Genomic DNA, 19,110 nt, shown 5'->3' with positions numbered 1-19,110 from the left:
TTCGCCACCACCGGGCCCCGCCCGGGGGTGGTGCGGGCACTCGCCCGTGGATCGATCGCTTCACGCCAAGTGGCCTTGTCGACAATCTGCCGGATCGCGAACTTGTCACGCCGGCGGCACGGGACACAGTAGATTCGATCATGGGTACCGACGACTGGGGTCTCGTGCAAAACCGAGGGGAAACGTGGCACAGCGACACGACCAGGGAGACGCGAACACCGAGGGGAACTTAGCGCCATGAGCCAGGACTCCGCCGCACCGGAGGCGGCACGGAAGCTGTCCGGGCGCCGCCGTCGCGAAGTCGTCGCGGTGCTGTTGTTCAGCGGCGGCCCCATCTTCGAGAGCTCCATCCCGCTCTCCGTGTTCGGCATCGACCGGCAGGACGCGGGCGTTCCGCGCTATCGGCTGCTCGTCTGCGCGGGAGAGGAGGGCCCCCTGCGGACCACGGGCGGGCTCGAACTCACCGCGCCGTACGGCCTGGAGGCGATCGGCCGCGCCGGGACGGTCGTCGTCCCGGCCTGGCGCTCGATCACCTCGCCGCCACCGCCGGAAGCGCTCGAAGCCCTCCGCAGGGCACACGAGGAAGGGGCCAGGATCGTCGGGCTGTGCACCGGCGCGTTCGTCCTCGCGGCGGCCGGCCTGCTCGACGGCCGGCCGGCGACCACGCACTGGATGTACGCGCCGACGCTCGCCAAGCGCTACCCGTCGGTCCACGTGGACCCGCGGGAGCTCTTCGTCGACGACGGGGACGTGCTGACCTCCGCCGGCACCGCGGCCGGAATCGACCTGTGTCTGCACATCGTGCGGACCGACCACGGCACGGAGGCCGCGGGCGCCCTGGCGCGCCGGCTGGTCGTCCCGCCGCGGCGCAGTGGCGGTCAGGAGCGCTACCTCGACAGGTCTTTACCGGAGGAGATCGGCTCCGACCCGCTCGCCGAGGTCGTGGCCTGGGCGCTGGAGCACCTCCACGAGCAGTTCGACGTGGAGACCCTGGCGGCCCGTGCGTACATGTCGCGGCGGACCTTCGACCGCCGCTTCCGCTCGCTGACCGGCTCCGCGCCGCTCCAGTGGCTGATCACCCAGCGGGTGCTCCAGGCGCAGCGGCTCCTGGAGACGTCGGACTACTCGGTGGACGAGGTCGCGGGGCGCTGCGGCTTCCGCTCGCCGGTGGCGCTGCGCGGCCACTTCCGGCGGCAGCTCGGCTCCTCGCCGGCGGCCTACCGGGCGGCGTACCGGGCCAGGCGGCCCCAGGGCGAGCCCGCGACGGCCGTCCTGGAGCCGGCGGTGCCCACGCAGGTGGTGGCGGGAATCCGTCGCCCCGGGATGTCGCTGGAGCCCGGCAAGCCGCCGGGCGACGCCTACACGCCGGGCCGGGCCGCCCTGCCGGGCCAGCGCAGCGCGCCATAGCCGCCGGCGCCGGACCGGCGCGGGTGCCCACCTGACGGGGGCGCCCACGCCGCCGGCGCCGAGGACCGGCGCCGCCACAAGCGGCGCACCGCGGTACCGACGGGCGTCCGGGGACACCATCCCCCGGGCGCCCGTCGGCATGCCCGGGGCCGTCCCGGGACCGTCCGGACCCCCTCGGGGCTCCCCCGGGGAGTTTCCGGGTGGCTTCTCGGGGCTCCAGGGGGCACGGGGGCGGTTCTCTCGGGGTCTCGCCGCCTAAGGTAGGACGCATGAACGATCGCATGGTGTGGATCGACTGCGAGATGACCGGGCTCTCGCTGACGGACGACGCACTCATCGAGGTGGCCGCGCTGGTCACCGACTCGGAACTGAACGTGCTCGGCGAAGGCGTGGACATCGTGATCCGCCCGCCGGACCGTGCCCTGGAGACCATGCCGGAGATCGTGCGCCAGATGCACACGGCCTCCGGACTGCTCGACGCGCTGCCCGGCGGCACCACGCTGGCCGACGCGGAGGCGCAGGTCCTGGCGTACATCCGCGAGCACGTGAAGGAGCCCGGCAAGGCTCCGCTGTGCGGGAACTCGGTCTCCACCGACCGCGGCTTCCTCGCCCGCGACATGCCCGCCCTGGAGGGCCACCTCCACTACCGGATCGTCGATGTGTCCTCGGTCAAGGAGCTGGCGCGCCGCTGGTACCCGAGGGCGTACTTCAACAGTCCGGAGAAGAACGGCAACCACCGGGCGCTCGCCGACATCCGCGAGTCCATCGCGGAGCTGCGCTACTACCGGGAGGCGGTCTTCGTGCCGCAGCCCGGTCCCGACTCGGAGACCGCGAAGGAGATCGCGGCCCGGCACGTCGTCCCGGCGGAGTAGGACCCCCCGAAAGGGCTCGCTCGCGCACCCGGGGAAAACGTGTGCGCGAGCACCCCTCGGAACCCTGTAGACTTCTTCTCGGCCGGTCGGGGAAACCTTCGGGAAAACCGCCGGTCGTGGTGGGTATAGCTCAGCTGGTAGAGCACCTGGTTGTGGTCCAGGATGTCGCGGGTTCGAGTCCCGTTACTCACCCTGAAGGCCGAGGCCCCGGTTCGGAAGAACCGGGGCCTCGGTCGTTTCCGCGTTCCCCTAGGAGCAGGTGAGGGTCGCCGGGGGCGGGTTGGTGCCCGTCCAGGAGGCGTTGAAGCCGAAGGTCGCGGAGCCGCCGGCCGGGACCGTGCCGTTGTACGAGAGGTTCGTCGCCGTCACGGAGGTGCCGGTCTGGGCGACCGTGGCGTTCCACGCCTGGGTGATCCGCTGGCCGGCCGGATACTCCCAGGCGACCTTCCAGCCCGCGAGCGGGGCCGTGCCGGTGTTGCGGACGGTGACCTGGCCGGTGAGGCCGCCGCCCCACTGGCTCTGCACGGTGTACGTGGCGGCGCACCCCGCCGGGCCCGGCGGGGTGACCGGGGCGAGGGCCTCGGCGATCCCCGCCCGGGCCGGCTTCGGGTTCAGGTTCTCGTCGTACGGGGTGGCCGCGCCCTCGCCCGGGAAGAAGTCCGGGATCCAGGAGTCGGAGTCGGTGAAGCCCCAGACGGTGAGGCCGGCGCAGCGGGTGACGGCCAGGCAGGCGCGGGTCACGGCCGCGTAGTCCGCCTTCTGCTGCGCGAGCCCGGCCTCGGTGGCCGGAAGCGTCATCCGGATGTCGAGCTCGGTGATCGCCACGTCGACGCCGAGGTCGGCGAAGCGGCGGAGGTTGGCCTCCATCGTGGACGGGACCTGGCCGAGGATCAGATGGGCCTGGAAGCCGACCCCGTCGATCGGCACGCCCTGGGCGAGGAGCCGCTGGACCAGGGCGTACATGCCGTCGCTCTTGGCGCCGATGCCGTCGGTCGAGTAGTCGTTGACGTACAGCTTCGCCGCCGGGTCGGCGGCCCGGGCGGCCCGGAAGGCGTCCGCGATGTACGACTCGCCGAGGGTGGCGCCGAAGACGGACTGCCGGAGGGTGCCGTCCTCGTTCAGGGGTTCGTTGACGACGTCCCAGTGGTCGACGCGGCCCTTGTAGCGGCTCACCTCGGTGGTGACGTGGTCGGTCATGACCGTGCGGAGGGCGTCCGGGGTCCAGGTGCCGTTCGACACCCAGGACGGCAGCTGGCTGTGCCAGACCAGGGTGTGGCCGCGGACCTCCTGCCCGTGCGCCTCGGCGAAGTCGACGATCCGGTCGGCGCCGGTCCAGGAGTACTGACCCCGGACGGGTTCGACGGAGCCCCACTTCATCTCGTTGCCGGGGGTGACGGAGTCGAACTGGGCCGCGGCGGTGTCCGCGTACGCCCCGGTGAGCTTCCCGCCGGTGACGGCGGTGCCGAGGTAGACGCCCCGGGCGGCGGCGAGGTCGCGGAGCGGGGCGTCGGCGGCCGAGGCCGGCCCGGCGAGGACGGGGGTGAGGGCGGCGGCGAGGAGCGCCGCGGTGGCGGTCAGCCGGCGGAACACGCGGCACCTCCGAGGGTGAAGGCGGCGGGTGCGGGGTTGCTGCCGGTCCAGGAGCCGGTGAAGCCGAAGGAGGCGGAGGCCCCGGCGGCGACGGCGCCGTTCCAGCCGGCGTTCTTCGCGGTGACGGCCGTGCCGGTCTGGGCGGGCGTGGCGTTCCACATCTGGCCGACGGTCTGCCCGGCGGCGAAGGACCAGCCGAGGGTCCAGCCGCTCCAGGCGGTGGCGGAGGTGTTGGTGACGGTGACGTCGGCCTGGAAGCCGCCCTGCCACTGGTTGGTGACCTTGTAGGCGACCTTGCAGGCGCCCGCCGGGGGTGTGGGCGGGTCGGTCGGGTCCGGCGGGTCGGTGGGGTCCGTGCCGCCGCCCCCGTCGCCTCCGCCGGTCTCGCTCGTGTCGCCGTAGACGATGCCGCGGCCGTTGGTGGCGACGTACACCCGGCCGTAGACGCGCGGGTCGCCGGTGATGGTGGCACCGGTCCAGCCCCACTGGTGGGCGTCGTCGTTGACCCGGACCCAGGTGGCGCCGGCGTCGGTGGAGCGGAAGATGCCGCGGACGCCGCCGATCTTCGCGCTGGAGTAGAGCGCCGGGTAGGAGGCGTTCGGGGCGGCCTTGCCGAAGCCGACGGCGTCGGCCTGGTCGACGCCGGAGACCTTCGTGAAGGTGGCGCCGCCGTCGGTGGAGTGCCACAGGCCGTACGCGGCGTCGGGGGCGCCGCCCGCGAGCCAGATGTCGCCCTTCTTCCCGGGGACGGCCTTGAAGCGGACGTTGCCCTTGGCGGGCAGGCCGGTGGCCTTGGCGGTGAAGGTGAGGCCGCCGTCGGTGGAGGCGTAGAAGGTGCCGCCCCGGAAGCCGTAGAAGGTCTTCGGGTCGACCCGGTCGGACTCGACGGTGGCGCCGGCCGGGATGCCGGTGGAGGCCGTCCAGGAGGTGCCGAAGCCGGTGGCGGCGTGGACGCCGGCGGTGCCCTCGGGGCTCCAGACGAAGCGGCCGCCGTCGGCGGCCGCGGCGACCGTGCCGCCGCCGGTGACGCCCGCGGGCTCCTGCCCGGCGAACCAGTGCGCGCCGTTGTCGGTGGAGAAGGCGACCCGGGGACCGCCGTCGAGGTGGCCCGAGCGGACGAGGGTGTCCGGGTTGGTCTCGGCGTAGTCGAGGCTGGTCGTCGAGGTGAAGTTCGGGGAGGTGAACATCATCGGCGGGACGGCCGACAGGTCGGTGTGGCGGAAGCCGCCGACGTCGCCGAGGGCGCTGATCAGCGGGGCGCCGGAGGGCGGCGAGACCAGGTCGAGGACGGCGGTCTCCTCCAGGCCCTTCACCATGGGCCGGATGGTGAAGTTCGTGTGCGTGTCCCACTGGGTGAGCTCGGTGGTGCCGTAGACGGTGGCGCCGGTGCCGTACAGCATGCGGTCCGAGTCGAAGGGGTCGATCTCCAGGGCCTCGGTCATCCAGCCGAGCTTGGGGGTCTGCTCGGGCGGGTTGGGGTTGCCGCCCCAGGTCAGCCACGGGACGGAGGAGACGTCCATGGTGTAGCGGTTGGCGCGGGTGGGGTACGAGGAGTAGTCCCAGGCCTTGGTCCAGGTGGAGCCGGAGTCGGTGGTGCGGAAGATCTGGGTGTCGGGCCACCAGGAGCTGTAGGCGGAGACCATGACGGTGCCGGGGTGCTGCCGGTCGACGGTGAGGCCGCTGAAGCCGTGGTAGGTGTCGGCCTCGGCGACGGGGCTGATGTCCTGCCAGGCGCCGGTGGCGGTCGCGTACCGGTAGACCTTGCCCTTGCCGCCGTCGTACGGGCCCGCCGTGTCGCTGTACGCGAGGTAGAGGTAGCCGTTCTCGGCGTCGAGGACGCCCTTGTGGGCGAGGTAGCCGGTGGGCTGGCCGGCGAGGCGGGTCCAGGTGGCGCCCGCGTCGGTGGAGCGGTAGACGGCGTTCTCCTTGTCGCCGACGCCGACGTAGATCGTCCGCGTGGCGCCGCCCGCCGTGCCGGTGGACTCGTCGAAGGTGACCCAGACGATGCCCTGCTCGTCGGAGTTGTAGCCGCTGGTGTCGGTGGGGTCCTGCCGGTAGTCGCCCGGGTTGGTGAAGGAGGTGACCTTCGCCCAGGTGGCGCCGGAGTCGGTGGAGCGCCAGAGGCCGTTGCCGCTGGGGGCGCCGAGGTAGAGGATCCGGTTGTCGTGCGGGTCGACGGCGAGGCGTTCGCCCATGCCGCGGCCCGGCATGTTGCCGCCGATCTTGAAGGGGAGGTCGGCGCGCTGCCAGGTGGCGCCCCGGTCGGCGGAGCGCAGGACGGCGCCCATGCCGGGGTCCCAGTCGTTGGTGTACGTGCCGACGGCGGCGTACACCTTGTCGGGGTCGGCGGTGTCGGAGGCGAGGGAGACGACGCCGGTGTGGCCCCAGTCGTCCCAGCCGACGTGGTCGAGGAGCGGGATCCAGGAGGAGGCGGACTGGTCCCAGCGGTAGGCGCCGCCGATGTCGGTGCGGGCGTAGAGGAGGTTCTTCTCGGTCCGGTTGAAGACCAGGCCGGGGACGAAGCCGCCGCCGTCGACGCGGACGTTCTTCCAGGTGTACGCGGCGGACGCGGCGGCCCGGGCCGGTGGGGGTGCCGGGGCGGCGGTCTCGGCGGCGCCGGCCGGAAGGGCGCCGGCGAGGAGCCCGCCCGTGAGGGCCAGGCCCGCGAGCCCCGCGAGAAGTCGTGGTCTGCGCATGGGTATCCCGTCGGGAAGTGACGTATGGGAGCGCTCCCACTATCCGAGTCCTGTCAGAACACGGTCAATACGCGGGAGCCGTCGAAGACGTTCGACGACCCGGCGCGACCGGTGGGCCGAACGGGTGAGGCGCGCCCGGACCCCGGCGCCGCCCCACCGGCCGCCCCTCCCCCGCCGCCTACGGTCGGGGCCATGGGGCGGAGGAACGGGACACCACGACGGACCGGCGCTCGCGCCCGCGCCCTGGCGCTGCTGCTCGCCGCCGCGCTGCTCGGCGGCTGCGCGGACGACCCGCCGGTGCCGCCGGCGGCCGGCGCCGGGGAGACCGTCGACGGCTCGGGGCGGCCGGTCACCCTCACCGTCGGCGTGTACGGCACCTTCGGGCTCAAGGAGGCCGGGCTGTACGACACGTACATGCGGCTCCACCCGGACGTGGCGATCCGGCAGACCTCCCTCGCCCGCGCCGACGTCTACTACCCGCAGCTGCTCACCCACCTCACGGCCGGCGCGGGCCTCGCCGACATCCAGGCCGTCGAGGTCGGGAACATCGCCGAGGTCGTCGACACCCAGGCCGGCCGGCTCGTCGACCTGGCCCGCGCGCCCGGCGTCCGGGAGGCCGACTTCCTGCCCTGGAAGTGGGCGCAGGCGCGGACGGAGGACGGGCGGGTGCTGGGGCTCGGCACCGACATCGGGCCGCTGGCCGTCTGCTACCGCAAGGACCACTTCGCCGCCGCCGGGCTGCCCACCGACCGGGACGAGGTGGGCCGGCTGTGGGCCGGGGACTGGGAGAAGTACCTGGAGACGGGCCGCCGGTTCGCCGCGCGGGCGCCCCGGGGCGTGGCCTTCACCGACTCGGCGTCCGGGGTGATGGGCGCCGTGATCTCGGGCGCCCGGCTGCGCTACTACGACGCCGAGGGGCGGCTCGTGGTGGCGGTCAATCCGGCGGTGCGGGCCGCCTGGGACCTCGGCGCGCGGTTCGCGGAGCACGGACTGACCGCCCGGCTCCAGCAGTTCACCCCCGACTGGGACCAGGGCTTCGCGCAGGGAAGGTTCGCCTCGATCGCCTGCCCGGCGTGGATGCTCGGCTACATCCAGGACAAGGGCGGCCCGGACGGGAAGGGGAAGTGGGAGATCGCGACGGCGCCCCGGCCGGGGAACTGGGGCGGCTCCTTCCTGGTCGTGCCGGCCGCCGGGAGGCACGTCGAGGAGGCCACCGCGCTGGCGGCCTGGCTGACCGCGCCGGAGCAGCAGGCGGTGCTCTTCGAGCGGCGCGGCAGCTTCCCGAGCGCCCAGGCCGCCTTCGGGCTGCCGCAGGTGCGCGGCGCCCGGCACCCGTACTTCGGGGACGCGCCGGTGGGCCGGATCTACTCGGCGGCGGCCAGGGGGGTGCCGGTGGCGCCGGTCGGACCGAAGGACGGCCTGGTGAACCAGATCCTGTCCGACACCGGGATGCTCCAGGTCGACCAGACGGGACGCTCGCCCGACTCGGCGTGGCGGGCGGCGATGAAGGCCATCGACAACGCCCTGGACCGGTGAGCGCGGTGGCCGAGGAGGTGGTGGAGCGGGCGCTCGCGCCGGTGGTGCCCACGGGCCGGGGCCGAAGGGAGCGGCGGGAGCGGCTCGGCAGGCTGCGGTCGCGCTCGGCGCCGTACGTGCTGGTCGCGCCGTTCTTCGTGCTGTTCGGGGCCTTCGGGCTGTTCCCGCTGGTGGCGACGGCGTGGACCTCGCTGTTCCGGGTGGAACTGACGGCGCCGGAGGCCCGGGAGTGGGTGGGGCTGCACAACTACGCGCGGCTGCTCACCGACGAGTTCTTCTGGAACGCGCTGGCCAACACGGTGCTGATCGGGGTCCTCGCCACCGTGCCGCAGCTGCTGCTCGCGCTCGGCGCCGCGCACCTGCTGGACGCGCGGCTGCGCGGACGGCTCTTCTTCCGGGTGGCGGCGCTCGCCCCGTACGCGACCTCGGTGGCGGCGGCGACGCTGGTCTTCGCACTGTTCTACGGGCGGGACCAGGGGATGGTGAACTGGGCGATCGGGCTCGTCGGGCTCGACCCGGTGGACTGGCAGAACGGGCCCTGGGCGTCGAAGTTCGCGGTCGCGTCGATCGTGATCTGGCGCTGGACCGGCTACAACGCGCTGATCTACCTGGCGGCCATGCAGACGATCCCGCACGAGCTGTACGAGGCGGCGGCGCTCGACGGGGCCGGGCGGTGGCGGCGGTTCCGCCACGTCACCCTGCCGGGGCTGCGGCCGGCGCTGGCCTTCACCGGGCTGGTGTCGACGATCGGGGCGGTGCAGCTCTTCGGCGAGCCGCTGCTCTTCAGCAGCGGGGCGGGCGCCTCGGGCGGCGCCGACCACCAGTACCAGACGCTCGGGCTCTACCTGTACGAGCAGGGCTGGGTGAACCTGCACCTGGGGCGGGCGGCGGCGATCGCCTGGGCGATGCTGCTGCTCCTGGTGGCGGTCTTCGGGCTGGTGCGGCTCGCCCGCGGGAGGGGTGCGCGGTGAGGCGGCGGGACGCGGGCCCGGAGTCGTACGAGCGGGGCGGGTGGGGCACGTATCTGCTCCTGGCGCTGTTCACGGCGGTGTCCGTCTTCCCGCTGCTGTGGACCGCGGTCGCGGCCTCGCGGACGAGCGGGCGGCTCGCCCAGTCGCCGCCGCCGTTCTGGTTCGGGCGGAACCTGCCGCGGAACCTGTCGGTGGCCTGGGGCGAGGGCGGGATGGGCGAGGCGCTGGCCAACACGGCGGTGGTGGCCGGGTCGGTGGCGGTGGGGACGGTGCTCTTCTCGACGCTCGCCGGCTTCGCCTTCGCGAGGCTGCGGTTCCGCCTCCGCGGGCCGCTGCTGCTCCTGGTGGGGGCGACGATGCTGGTGCCGCCGCAGCTCGGGGTGGTGCCGCTCTATCTGCTGGTCGCCCGGCTCGGCTGGACCGACCAGCTCCAGGCGGTGGTGCTGCCCTCGCTGGTCTCGGCCTTCGGCGTCTTCTACATGCGCCAGCACCTGCGGGGCGCGCTGCCGCCGGAGCTCCTGGAGGCGGCGCGGATGGACGGGGCGGGGACGCTGCGGGTGGTGTGGCACCTGGTGCTGCCGGCGGCGCGGCCGGCGATGGCGGTCCTGGGGATGCTGTCCTTCGTGGCGGCCTGGAACGACTTCTTCTGGCCGGTGCTCGCGCTGACCCAGACGGGCAACCCGACGGTGCAGGTGGCGCTGACGGGGCTGGGCCGGGGCTATGTGCCGGACACCTCGGTGGTGATGGCGGGGGCGCTCCTCGGGACGCTGCCGCTGCTCGTGGTGCTCGCGCTGTTCGGGCGTCAGATCGTGGGCGGGGTGATGCGGGGGGCGGTGAAGGGGTGACGGGGACGCGGGGGGGGCGAAGGGGGCGGGGACACCGGGCGCGCAGGGGTGCACGGGTGTTCACCCGGATGGGCGCGGCGGCGGCCCCTTGTCGATCTTCCGCTGTTAGCGTCCCCTTATGTCCGCTATCAAAGGTTTTTACCCCATGTGGGTGGGGTGAGGCCGGATGGGTGTGCTGCGCGACCATCCCGAACTCGCCCTCTTCGTCTGCCTCTCCGCGGGATACCTCCTCGGCAAGCTCCGGGTCGGCCCCATCACGCTCGGCGGCATCTGCGGGACGCTGATCGTGTCCCTGCTCATGGGCGCCTGGGCGGAGGTCACCGTCTCCGACGACGTGAAGACGATCTTCTTCGCGCTCTTCATCTTCTCGCTCGGCTATCTGGCCGGACCCCAGTTCTTCGCCAACCTCAACAGGAAGAGCCTGCGCTACTTCACCCTCTGCCTCATCGAGGTCGTCTGCGTCGTCGGCATCGCCCTCGGGCTCGCCGAGGCCTTCGACCTGGACGTCGGCACCGCCGCCGGCATCCTGGCGGGCGCGGCCACCGAGTCCGCGGTCGTCGGCACGGCCACCGAGGCCATCGGCAAGCTCTCCGACCTGACCCAGGAGCAGATCACCCAGTACCAGGGCCACGTGGCCACCGCGTACACGGTCTGCTACCTCTTCGGCCTCATCACCATCGTGATCTACACCAGCCAGATCATGCCGATGATGATGCGGATCAACCTCCGCGACGCCTCCCGCGAACTGTGGGAGAAGATGCGGGGCTCCGGCGGCGGCCTGGAGTCCGACGAGCGGGAGGCGCTGCCCGGCATGGTCGGCCGCACCTTCCTCGTCACCCTCGCCGACGGCGCCAAGGTCTCCGACCTGGAGCGGCGGTTCGGGAACCGGGTCACCGTCGAGGCGGTGAAGCGGGGCGCCGAGATCCTCACCCCGCCGCCGCCCGGCTTCGAGCTGACCCTCTCCGACCTGGTCCTCGCGGTCGGCCGGCGGGCCAACATCATCGAGGCGGGCCGGATGATCGGCCCCGAGACCCCGGCCGTGCCGGGCCTCGACACCCCGCTCGCCACCCAGCAGGTCTCCCTCACCGACAAGTCGGCGGCCGGCAAGTCCCTGGACCAGCTGACCACCGAGCACCCGGAGATCGCCTCCGGCGGCGTCTACGTGACGGACGTGCTCCGCAACGAGTCGCATCTGCCCGCCACCCCGGAGACCGTCGTCGAGCGCGGTGACGTGCTCACCCTGGTGGGCGCCCGCTCCTCGCTCGGCAGGCTCGCCTCCAAGGTCGGCTCGATCGTGAGGAACGACGCCACCGACTTCATCTACCTGGGCCTCGGCATCGCCTGCGGCTCGCTCCTCGGGCAGGTCGTGGTGAAGTTCGGCGACGTCCCGATGTCGCTGGGCACCGGCGGCGGCTGCCTCATCTCCGGTCTGCTCTTCGGCTGGTTCCGCTCCCGCACCCAGACCTTCGGCGCCTTCCCGCCGCAGGCCGCGACCACGCTCAAGGACATGGGCCTGGCCATCTTCATCGCCTGCACCGGGCTCGTCTCCGGCCCGCAGGCGGGGCCGCTGCTCAAGGAGTACGGGGCACTGCTGCCGTTCGCGGGCATCGCCATGGTCCTCGTACCGGCGACGATCTCGCTCGTCGTCGGCCGCACGCTGCTGAAGATCGAGAAACCGCTGCTGATCGGCGCCATCGCCGGCCAGCAGTGCTCGACGCCGGCGATCACCTCGGTCACCCAGGTCGCGCAGAGCTCGGTCCCGATGCTCGGCTACACGATCACGTACACCCTCTCCAACTTCCTGCTCCCGCTGACCGGACCGCTGCTGGTCGGCATCCTCGGAGCCTGAGAGGCGGCCTCCCCCTCCATGATCGACTTTCTGAACCGGAACATCTTCCAGCCCCACCCCGAGCTGCTCGTCTTCCTCACCGTCGCCCTCGGCTTCCTCTTCGGGAAGCTTCGCTACCGGGCGATCGCGCTGGGCGCCGTGACCGGCTGCCTCGTCGCGGGGCTGCTGCTCGGCGCCCAGTTCAAGATCACCATCGACGCCACGGTGAAGAACCTCTTCTTCACCCTCTTCCTCTTCGCCCTCGGCTACAAGGTCGGACCCCAGTTCTTCCGGGGCCTGAAGAAGGACGGCCTGCCGCAGGTCGTCAACGCGATCATCGTGTGCGTCACCGGCCTGCTGGTCTCCTGGGGCTTCGCCGTGATGCTCGGGTACGGCCCCGGGCTCTCGGCCGGCCTGCTCGGCGGCGCGCTCACCCAGTCCGCCGTCATCGGCGTCGCCCAGGACGCCATCGGCAACCTCCCGGGCCTGTCCGCCGACCAGATGAAGACCGAGGAGAACCTGGTCGCCATCGGGTACGCGGTCACCTACCCGCTCGGCACGATCCTGTGCGCCATCCTCCTCGCCAACATCCTCCCCCGGCTCTACAAGCGGGACCTGGCCGCCGAGTCCGCCGCCCTCGCCAAGGAGCTGGACGCCCCCGGCGACAACCCCGACCTCGCCGAGGGCTACTACGAGGTCGTGCTCCGGGCGTACACGATCCGGCGCCCCGACCTCGTCGGCCGCACCATCGACGACTTCGAGAACCAGCAGAAGGAGCTCGGCCACCGCATCTACGTCACCCGGGTCCGGCGCGACGGCACGGTCCTCCCCCACGACCAGGGGACCGTGCTCCGGGAGGGCGACACCGTCGCCGTCTCGGCGCTGCGCGGCTCCCTCGTCGACTTCGACGCCCGCACCCACATCGGCCCCGAGACCGACGACGTCGAACTCCTCGGCTACGAGACCGAGTCCCTGCACGTCGTCGCCTCGAACAAGGAGCAGCTCGGCAAGACCGTCGCCGAGCTGCGCCGCGAGCCCTTCATGGTCGGCGTCTACATCGACAAGATCTACCGCTCCGGCTCCGAGTTCCCCTACCGCCTCTCCACGAAGCTGGAGCGCGGCGACACCGTGATCCTCACCGGCCCCAAGCGGCTCGTCGACCCGGCGGGCAGGGCGATCGGCAAGCCGGTGCCGACCTCCTTCGCCACCGACATGCTCTGGGTCGGCCTCGGCGTCTTCCTCGGCGGCTGCATCGGCATCCCGGCGCTCACCGTCTCCGGCGTGCCGATCTCGCTGTCGACCTCCGGCGGCGCGCTGATCATGGGCCTGGTCTTCGGCTGGATCCGCGGCAAGTACCCCACGTACGGCAACGTCCCGCCGGGCGCCCAGTGGTTCATGGACACCTTCGGGCTGTGCGCCTTCGTCGCCGTCGTCGGCATCAACGCCGGTCCGAGCTTCACCAGCGGCCTGTCGACGGCCGGCTGGGGGCTGCTGCTGTGGGGCGCGGTCGCCACCCTGATCCCGCTGGTCGTCGGCTTCCTCGTCGGCCACTACGTGCAGAAGATCCGCTTCCCGATCCTGATGGGCGTGCTGGCCGGCGGCCAGACCACGACCGCGGCGATCGGCGCCATCAACGAGCAGTCCAAGTCCCAGATCCCCACGCTCGGTTACACGATCCCCTACGCGGTGGGCAACGTGCTGCTGACCATCTGGGGCGCCGTGATCGTCATCCTCAACCACTGACCGCCGTACGTAAGGACGCGCCATGCCCAGGACCAGCTTCACCCGCGAGGAGATCAAGTCCTTCGCCCAGCTCTCGCCGTTCGAGCTGAAGGACAAGTTCATCACCCTCGCCCAGCACGCCCAGGCCGATCAGCCGGGCCAGAAGGGCAAGTCCTCGGTCCAGATGCTCAACGCGGGCCGGGGCAACCCGAACTGGACCGCCACCAGCCCCCGCGAGGCCTTCCACGCGCTCGGCTACTTCGCGCTCTCCGAGTCCCGCCGGGTGTGGACCGCCGACGACCTCGGCGGCATGCCCGAGCTCAAGGGCTCCGGCGCCCGCTTCGACACCTTCGTGCGGCAGCACCCGGACCTGCCCGGCATCGAGCTGCTCCGGAAGTCGGTCGAGTACGCCGTCGAGCGCTTCGGCTTCGACAAGGACGCCTTCGTCCACGAGCTCACCGACAGCTCCATCGGCGACAACTACCCGGTGCCGGACCGGATCCTCACCCACACCGAGCAGGTCGTCCGCGGCTACGTCGACGACGAGTTGTTCGACCGGCGGCCGCCCGCGGGGAACGTCTCGTACTTCGCCACCGAGGGCGGCACCGCCGCCATGTGCTACGTCTTCGACTCCCTGATGAAGAACGGCATCCTGAGGAAGGGCGACCGGATCGCCCTGATGGTGCCGGTCTTCACCCCGTACATCGAGATCCCCGAGCTCGACACGTACGAGTTCGACGTCGTCCACGTCAACGCCTCCCTCTTCACCGAGACCGGCGTCCGCGAATGGCGCTACCCGACGGAGGAGGTCGCCAAGCTGGAGGACCCGTCGATCAAGCTGCTCTGCCTGGTCAACCCCTCCAACCCGCCGTCCCTGGCGCTGAGCCAGCGGGTCGCGAACCAGCTCAAGGAGATCGTCGCCGAGAAGAACCCGAACCTGGTGATCGTCACCGACGACGTCTACGGCACCTTCGTCCCCGGCTTCCGCTCGGTCGCCGCCGACCTGCCGCAGAACACCCTCCTCGTGTACTCGTACTCCAAGCACTACGGCGCCACCGGCTGGCGGCTCGGCGTCATCGGGCTGAACGACGACAACGTCATCGACCGGATGATCGCCGACCTGCCCCCGGCCGAGAAGGAACGGCTGGACAAGCGGTACGGGACGCTCTCCCTGGAACCGGAGAAGATCCGCTTCATCGACCGGCTGGTCGCCGACTCCCGGCAGGTCGCCCTCAACCACACCGCCGGCCTGTCGCTGCCGCAGCAGGTCATGATGACGCTGTTCTCGCTCTTCGACATGCTCCCCGAGGGCCAGGCGTACAAGGAGCGGCTGCGGGCGATCGTCGGGCAGCGGCTCGACCTGCTCCTCGAAGGCGCCCGGATGAAGATCGCCGAGGACGACAAGCGGGCCGGGTACTACATCGAGCTCGACCTGCTCGCGGAGGCCGAGCGGGTCCACGGCAAGGACTTCGCCGACTTCCTGGAGAAGGAGTACGAGCCCGTCGACCCGCTGTTCCGGCTCGCCGAACAGACCGGCGTCGTCCTCCTCAACGGCGGCGGCTTCGACGGCCCCGAGTGGTCGGTCCGCGTCTCGCTGGCCAACCTGGACGACCTCGACTACCTGAAGATCGGCCACCACCTGCGGGCGATCTTCGACGACTACGCCCAGGAGTGGAAGACCTCCCGGGGCGTCTGACGCCCGTCCGGCACACGACGGAAGCGTGCCCCGGCCGGAGGTGGGGTGGTCCGGCCGGGGCACGCGGTGTGGGGGGACGGGAAGGTCTACCGGTAGGCGGCGAAGGCCTTCGTGAAGGCCAGCGGCTGCTGGAGGATCGAGGAACAGGTGGCGTCCGCGTGGTTCACGGCGCCGGCCGCGCACTGCTTGTCCCGGGTCGAGGACCACATCGACAGCCAGCCGAGCCCCTTGGACCGCGCGAAGTCGACCAGCTGGGCGGCGTCGTCGACCGTGAAGACCTCGGTCGTGACGTCGTTCACGCCGATCATGGGAGTGACCGCGACCGCCTTCCAGGCGGCGGCGTCGGAGAGGCCGAGGACGCCCTTGAGCTGGGCCTGGGTGGCGGTCGCCGCCTGGATCGCGTACGTGCCCATGTCGGCGCTGTAGGCCGGTCCGTAGTCCATCGCCATGATGTTGACCGCGTCGACCCGGACGCCGTTCCGCTGCGCGTCGGCGAGCAGGCTCACCCCGGGCTGGGTGAGGCCCTCGGGCATCACCGGCAGGGTGAAGGAGACGTTCAGTCCGGGGTGCGCCTTCTGGAGCGCGGCAATGGCCTGGGAACGGCGGGTGTTGGCGGCCGTGTCGGGCAGCGCGGCGCCCTCGACGTCGAAGTCGACCTTGGTGAGCCGGTACTGGTCGACGACCTTGCCGTACGCCTTCGCCAGGTCGGCGGCGCTCGCGCAGTTCAGCGCCAGCTCGTGGCCGGCCGCGCCGCCGAAGGAGACCCGCACGTCGCCGCCCTTGGCGCGCAGGGCGCCGATCTGGGCGGCCACCTTGTCGTTCGCCAGGTCGGTCACGCCGCCCCACAGGGGGGCGCAGGAGCCGCCGGAGGTGATGAAGGCGAGGTTGAACTCCTTCACCCCGGTGGCCTCGGCGGTGGCGAGCAGGTCGTACGCCGGGTAGAGCGAGGTGTCGACGTAGGGGGCGAACCGGGCGCCGGTGGCGGGGCTCCCGGTGGAGGTCGGGGTGGGCGTCGGGGTGGGCGTCGGGGTCGGGGTCGGCTTGGGGGGCACGGTGGTCGTCGCCGTGGCCGTGGGGGTCGGCTTCGGGCTCGTCGTGGCGGTGGCGGTCGGCTCGGGGCTCGCGGTGGCGGTCGGGGTCGCCGTGGCGGTGGGCTGGTCGGTGGGGCGGCCGCTGGGGGTGGGGGCGGGGCCGCCGGCCGAACAGGCCGCCTTGTTGATGAGGCAGCCCGCCGGGTCCCCGGCCTGTCCGGCCGCCGAGGTCACGAAACCGACGGTGACGGACTGGCCGGGGGCGAGCTGCCGGTTCCAGCTCGCGGGCTTCACGGTGACGTGCCGGCCCGAGACCGTGTGGTCGCCGTTCCACAGGGAGCCGATCGCGGTCCCGGCGGGCAGGTCGAACTCCAGCGTCCAGTCGGACTGGGGCGCCGAGGTCTCGTTGGTGATCACGTACTGGCCGGTGTAGCCGCCGGTCCAGGAGGAGGTCCGGGTGTAGGCGGCGCCGACCGCGGCGGCCTGGGCGGTGCCGGTGAGGGCGAAGACCGTGCCCGCCGTGACGGCCGCCGCGACGACCGCGCCGACGGCCTTCGTACGGCCGCTGGTCCTGCGCCGGTGCCCGTTGCTGCCCATGCGTGCTGCCTCCGTGGTGCGGGGGTGTGGGGGGTGCGGTGTGGGGGTGCGGGCAGCACGCTAGCGCCGGGCATCCGGACAATTGCCGTAGAGCGGACCCCGGTCGGGATTCTTAGGATCCGCTTAAGGCGGCCATCACCACCGGCAAAGGTTCAGCGCCTGGCGGCCTTGCGACGGCGTGCCGGGCGGTGCGAGCGGCGGCCGGCGGAGCCGTCGGCGCGGTGGCCGCCGAGCCCGATCCAGATGCGCACCTCCGTGCCGCCGAGGACCGAGCGGCCGAGGCGGACGTCTCCGCCGGTGGTCTCGGCCATGCGGCGCACGATGTCGAGGCCGAGGCCCGTGGAGCCGGCCCGGGTGCCGCTGTTGCCGCGGGCGAGCGCGGCGTCCGGGTCGGCGATGCCGGGCCCGGCGTCGGACACGAGGACGATGACGGCGTCGTCGCCGTTGTGGACGTCGACGGAGAAGGCGGTGCCCTCCGGGGTGTGCCGGAAGACGTTGCCGAGCAGCGCGTCGAGCGCGGCGGCGAGCTCGGGGCGCGCCACCGGGATCCGTACCGGACGCTCGACCCCGGCGACGCGGACGAGCCGCCCCTCGTCCTCGGCGAGCGCGGACCAGAACTCCATCCGCTCGCGCACCACTTCGGCGGCGTCGCAGCCCGCGCCCGGACCGGTCGGCGCGGTGGTCTGCGGCTTGGCCTCGCGGGCCGTGCGGATGATGGTGTCGACCTCGCGCTCCAGCTGCTCGACGGCCGCCCGGGTCTGGTCGGCGGCGGGGCCCGAGCCGAGCGAGGCCGCGTTGAGGCGGAGCACGGTGAGCGGGGTGCGGAGCCGGTGGGAGAGGTCGGCGGCGAGCTCGCGCTCGTTGGCGAGGAGCTGGACGACCTGGTCGGCCATGGAGTTGAAGGCGACGGCGGCCGACTTGAGTTCGGGCGGGCCCTCCTCGGCGACCCGGGCGCCGAGCCGGCCCTCGCCGAGCTCGTGGGCGGCGCGGGCGAGGCGCTGCGCGGGGCGGACCATGCGGATGCCGAGCCGGTCGGCGACGGCGAGGGAGCCGACGATCAGGGCGACGCCGACCCCGGCGAGGACCAGCCAGGCGGTGGCGACGCCGTTGGTCACCTCGCCCTCGGGGACGAAGAGTTCGACGACCGCGACCTTCCCGGAGCTGAGCGCGGTCGGCTGGAGCAGGGCGTAACCGCCGGGCACCTCGGCGATCGAGGCGCGGCCGAGGGTGCGGGTGGCGGTCAGCTCCTCGGCACCGGCCCGGCGGGTGCCGATCTCCAGGGCCTGGCCGTCGGGCGTGGCGGGCGGGACGTGCACGGCGAGCCGCCCGGCGGCGCCGTCCTCCGTGGTCGCGACGGCCTTCTCCAGCTCCGTCCGGTCGGTGGTGATCGCGAGGACCGGGGCGAGCCCGGCGCCGCGCCGCTCGGCGTTGGAGAAGGCCCGGTCGCGGGCCATCTCCTTGACGACGAGGCCGAGGGGGACGGCGAAGGCGATGACGACCATGGCGGTGACGGCCAGCGACACCTTCACGAGGGCCCATCTCACGGCCGGCGCTCCCGTCTCACCGCTGCTGCTCGCGGGGCGGTTCCAGCTTCACGCCGACGCCGCGCAGGGTGTGGAGGTAGCGGGGCCGGGCGGCCGTCTCGCCGAGCTTGCGCCGCAGCCACGACAGATGGACGTCGATGGTCTGGTCGTCCCCGTAGGCCTGCTGCCACACCTCGGCGAGCAGCTCCTTGCGCGGCACGACGACGCCGGGCCGGCCGGCGAGGAAGGCGAGCAGGTCGAACTCGCGCCGGGTCAGGTCGAGCGGGACGCCGTCGAGTTCGGCCTGGCGGCGCAGCGGGTCGATGGCGAGCCCGCCGACGCGGAGCTCCGTGGTCGGCGCGGGCTCCCCGGAGACGGCCCGGGAGCGGCGCAGCACGGCGGCCATCCGGGCGGTGAGGTGCTCGACGGAGAACGGTTTCACCAGGTAGTCGTCGGCCCCCGCGTGCAGCAGCCGGACGATCTCCGCCTCGTCGTCGCGGGCGGTCGCGATGATCACCGGTACGTCGGTGATCCCGCGCAGCATCTTCAGCGCCTCGGACCCGTCCAGATCGGGCAGACCGAGGTCGAGGACGACCACGTCGAAGCGGAAATGGGCGACCTCGCGCAGCGCCTCCAGGGCCGTGCCGACGCTCCGTACGGTGTAGGAGGCTTCCGTCAGCTGCCGGATGAGGGCGGAGCGCACGAACTGGTCGTCCTCGACCACGAGCACACTTGCCATGGCCCGCACCGTACGCCATTCGGGGGACACCCCGGCCACTCCGTACCTTCCGGTCCG

At 72.6% G+C, this 19,110-nt stretch carries 13 protein-coding genes and 1 tRNA gene; 9 read left to right on the top strand and 5 right to left on the bottom strand.

The features are described from left to right. Positions 1 to 237 precede the first annotated feature (237 nt). The 3 genes from AB0E19_RS11725 to AB0E19_RS11715 all read left to right on the top strand — a co-directional run bounded on the left by AB0E19_RS11725 (position 238) and on the right by AB0E19_RS11715 (position 2,471). Complete coding sequence (locus tag AB0E19_RS11725; protein WP_362177047.1) at positions 238 to 1,407, top strand: helix-turn-helix domain-containing protein; 1,170 nt, start codon at positions 238 to 240, stop codon at positions 1,405 to 1,407. Positions 1,408 to 1,676: 269 nt separating this feature from the next. Further along, the gene (gene orn / locus AB0E19_RS11720) at positions 1,677 to 2,279 is read left to right on the top strand and encodes an oligoribonuclease (RefSeq protein ID WP_169084502.1); all 603 of its coding nucleotides are present in this window, start codon (positions 1,677 to 1,679) and stop codon (positions 2,277 to 2,279) included. Positions 2,280 to 2,398: 119 nt separating this feature from the next. After that, positions 2,399 to 2,471: transfer RNA gene (locus tag AB0E19_RS11715), tRNA-His, on the top strand. Between the two features lie 57 nt (positions 2,472 to 2,528). On the opposite strand, the gene AB0E19_RS11710 is transcribed toward AB0E19_RS11715, so the two are convergent. Both AB0E19_RS11710 and AB0E19_RS11705 read right to left on the bottom strand, forming a co-directional pair. Further along, a complete protein-coding gene (locus AB0E19_RS11710) occupies positions 2,529 to 3,869 on the bottom strand; it encodes an endo-1,4-beta-xylanase (RefSeq protein WP_362177044.1) in 1,341 nt (446 codons plus the stop codon). Further along, complete coding sequence (locus tag AB0E19_RS11705) at positions 3,854 to 6,565, bottom strand: cellulose binding domain-containing protein (protein WP_362177041.1); 2,712 nt, start codon at positions 6,563 to 6,565, stop codon at positions 3,854 to 3,856. Before AB0E19_RS11705 ends, AB0E19_RS11710 begins: the two co-directional genes overlap by 16 nt. Before the next feature lie 192 nt (positions 6,566 to 6,757). Here AB0E19_RS11705 and AB0E19_RS11700 point away from each other — a divergent pair, with 192 nt between their 5' ends. The 6 genes from AB0E19_RS11700 (at position 6,758) to AB0E19_RS11675 (ending at position 15,163) form a co-directional block, all read left to right on the top strand. After that, entirely contained in the window at positions 6,758 to 8,101 is a 1,344-nt protein-coding gene (locus AB0E19_RS11700; protein ID WP_362177038.1) for an extracellular solute-binding protein, read from the top strand. 41 nt (positions 8,102 to 8,142) lie between these two features. Next, positions 8,143 to 9,072 carry a sugar ABC transporter permease gene (locus AB0E19_RS11695; protein WP_362177306.1) on the top strand — a complete coding sequence of 310 codons (930 nt, stop codon included), beginning with the start codon at positions 8,143 to 8,145 and terminating at the stop codon, positions 9,070 to 9,072. Then, a complete protein-coding gene (locus AB0E19_RS11690; protein WP_362177035.1) occupies positions 9,069 to 9,917 on the top strand; it encodes a carbohydrate ABC transporter permease in 849 nt (282 codons plus the stop codon). Before AB0E19_RS11695 ends, AB0E19_RS11690 begins: the two co-directional genes overlap by 4 nt. Before the next feature lie 166 nt (positions 9,918 to 10,083). After that, entirely contained in the window at positions 10,084 to 11,766 is a 1,683-nt protein-coding gene (aspT, locus tag AB0E19_RS11685; RefSeq protein ID WP_362177032.1) for an aspartate-alanine antiporter, read from the top strand. Between the two features lie 18 nt (positions 11,767 to 11,784). Continuing rightward, entirely contained in the window at positions 11,785 to 13,488 is a 1,704-nt protein-coding gene (gene aspT / locus AB0E19_RS11680; RefSeq protein WP_362177029.1) for an aspartate-alanine antiporter, read from the top strand. Positions 13,489 to 13,510: 22 nt separating this feature from the next. Next, positions 13,511 to 15,163, top strand: coding sequence for a bifunctional aspartate transaminase/aspartate 4-decarboxylase (locus AB0E19_RS11675; RefSeq protein WP_362177026.1), 1,653 nt, complete (start codon positions 13,511 to 13,513; stop codon positions 15,161 to 15,163). An 86-nt stretch (positions 15,164 to 15,249) separates the two neighbouring features. On the opposite strand, the gene AB0E19_RS11670 is transcribed toward AB0E19_RS11675, so the two are convergent. From AB0E19_RS11670 to AB0E19_RS11660, 3 genes are all read right to left on the bottom strand, one after another. Beyond that, positions 15,250 to 16,791, bottom strand: coding sequence for a cellulose binding domain-containing protein (locus AB0E19_RS11670; protein WP_362177023.1), 1,542 nt, complete (start codon positions 16,789 to 16,791; stop codon positions 15,250 to 15,252). Positions 16,792 to 16,943: 152 nt separating this feature from the next. Continuing rightward, positions 16,944 to 18,335: a HAMP domain-containing sensor histidine kinase gene (locus tag AB0E19_RS11665; protein WP_362177020.1), complete on the bottom strand. Its 1,392-nt coding sequence runs from the start codon at positions 18,333 to 18,335 to the stop codon at positions 16,944 to 16,946. 16 nt (positions 18,336 to 18,351) lie between these two features. Next, complete coding sequence (locus tag AB0E19_RS11660) at positions 18,352 to 19,053, bottom strand: response regulator transcription factor (RefSeq protein ID WP_360603342.1); 702 nt, start codon at positions 19,051 to 19,053, stop codon at positions 18,352 to 18,354. Between the last annotated feature and the right edge of the window lie 57 nt (positions 19,054 to 19,110).

It is taken from the genome of Streptomyces sp. NPDC047974 (assembly GCF_040653375.1).
Classification (GTDB): Bacteria; Actinomycetota; Actinomycetes; order Streptomycetales; family Streptomycetaceae; genus Streptomyces.
Note: the sequence above shows the minus strand (reverse complement) of the source record. Positions and strands in the feature narration are given on the sequence as shown.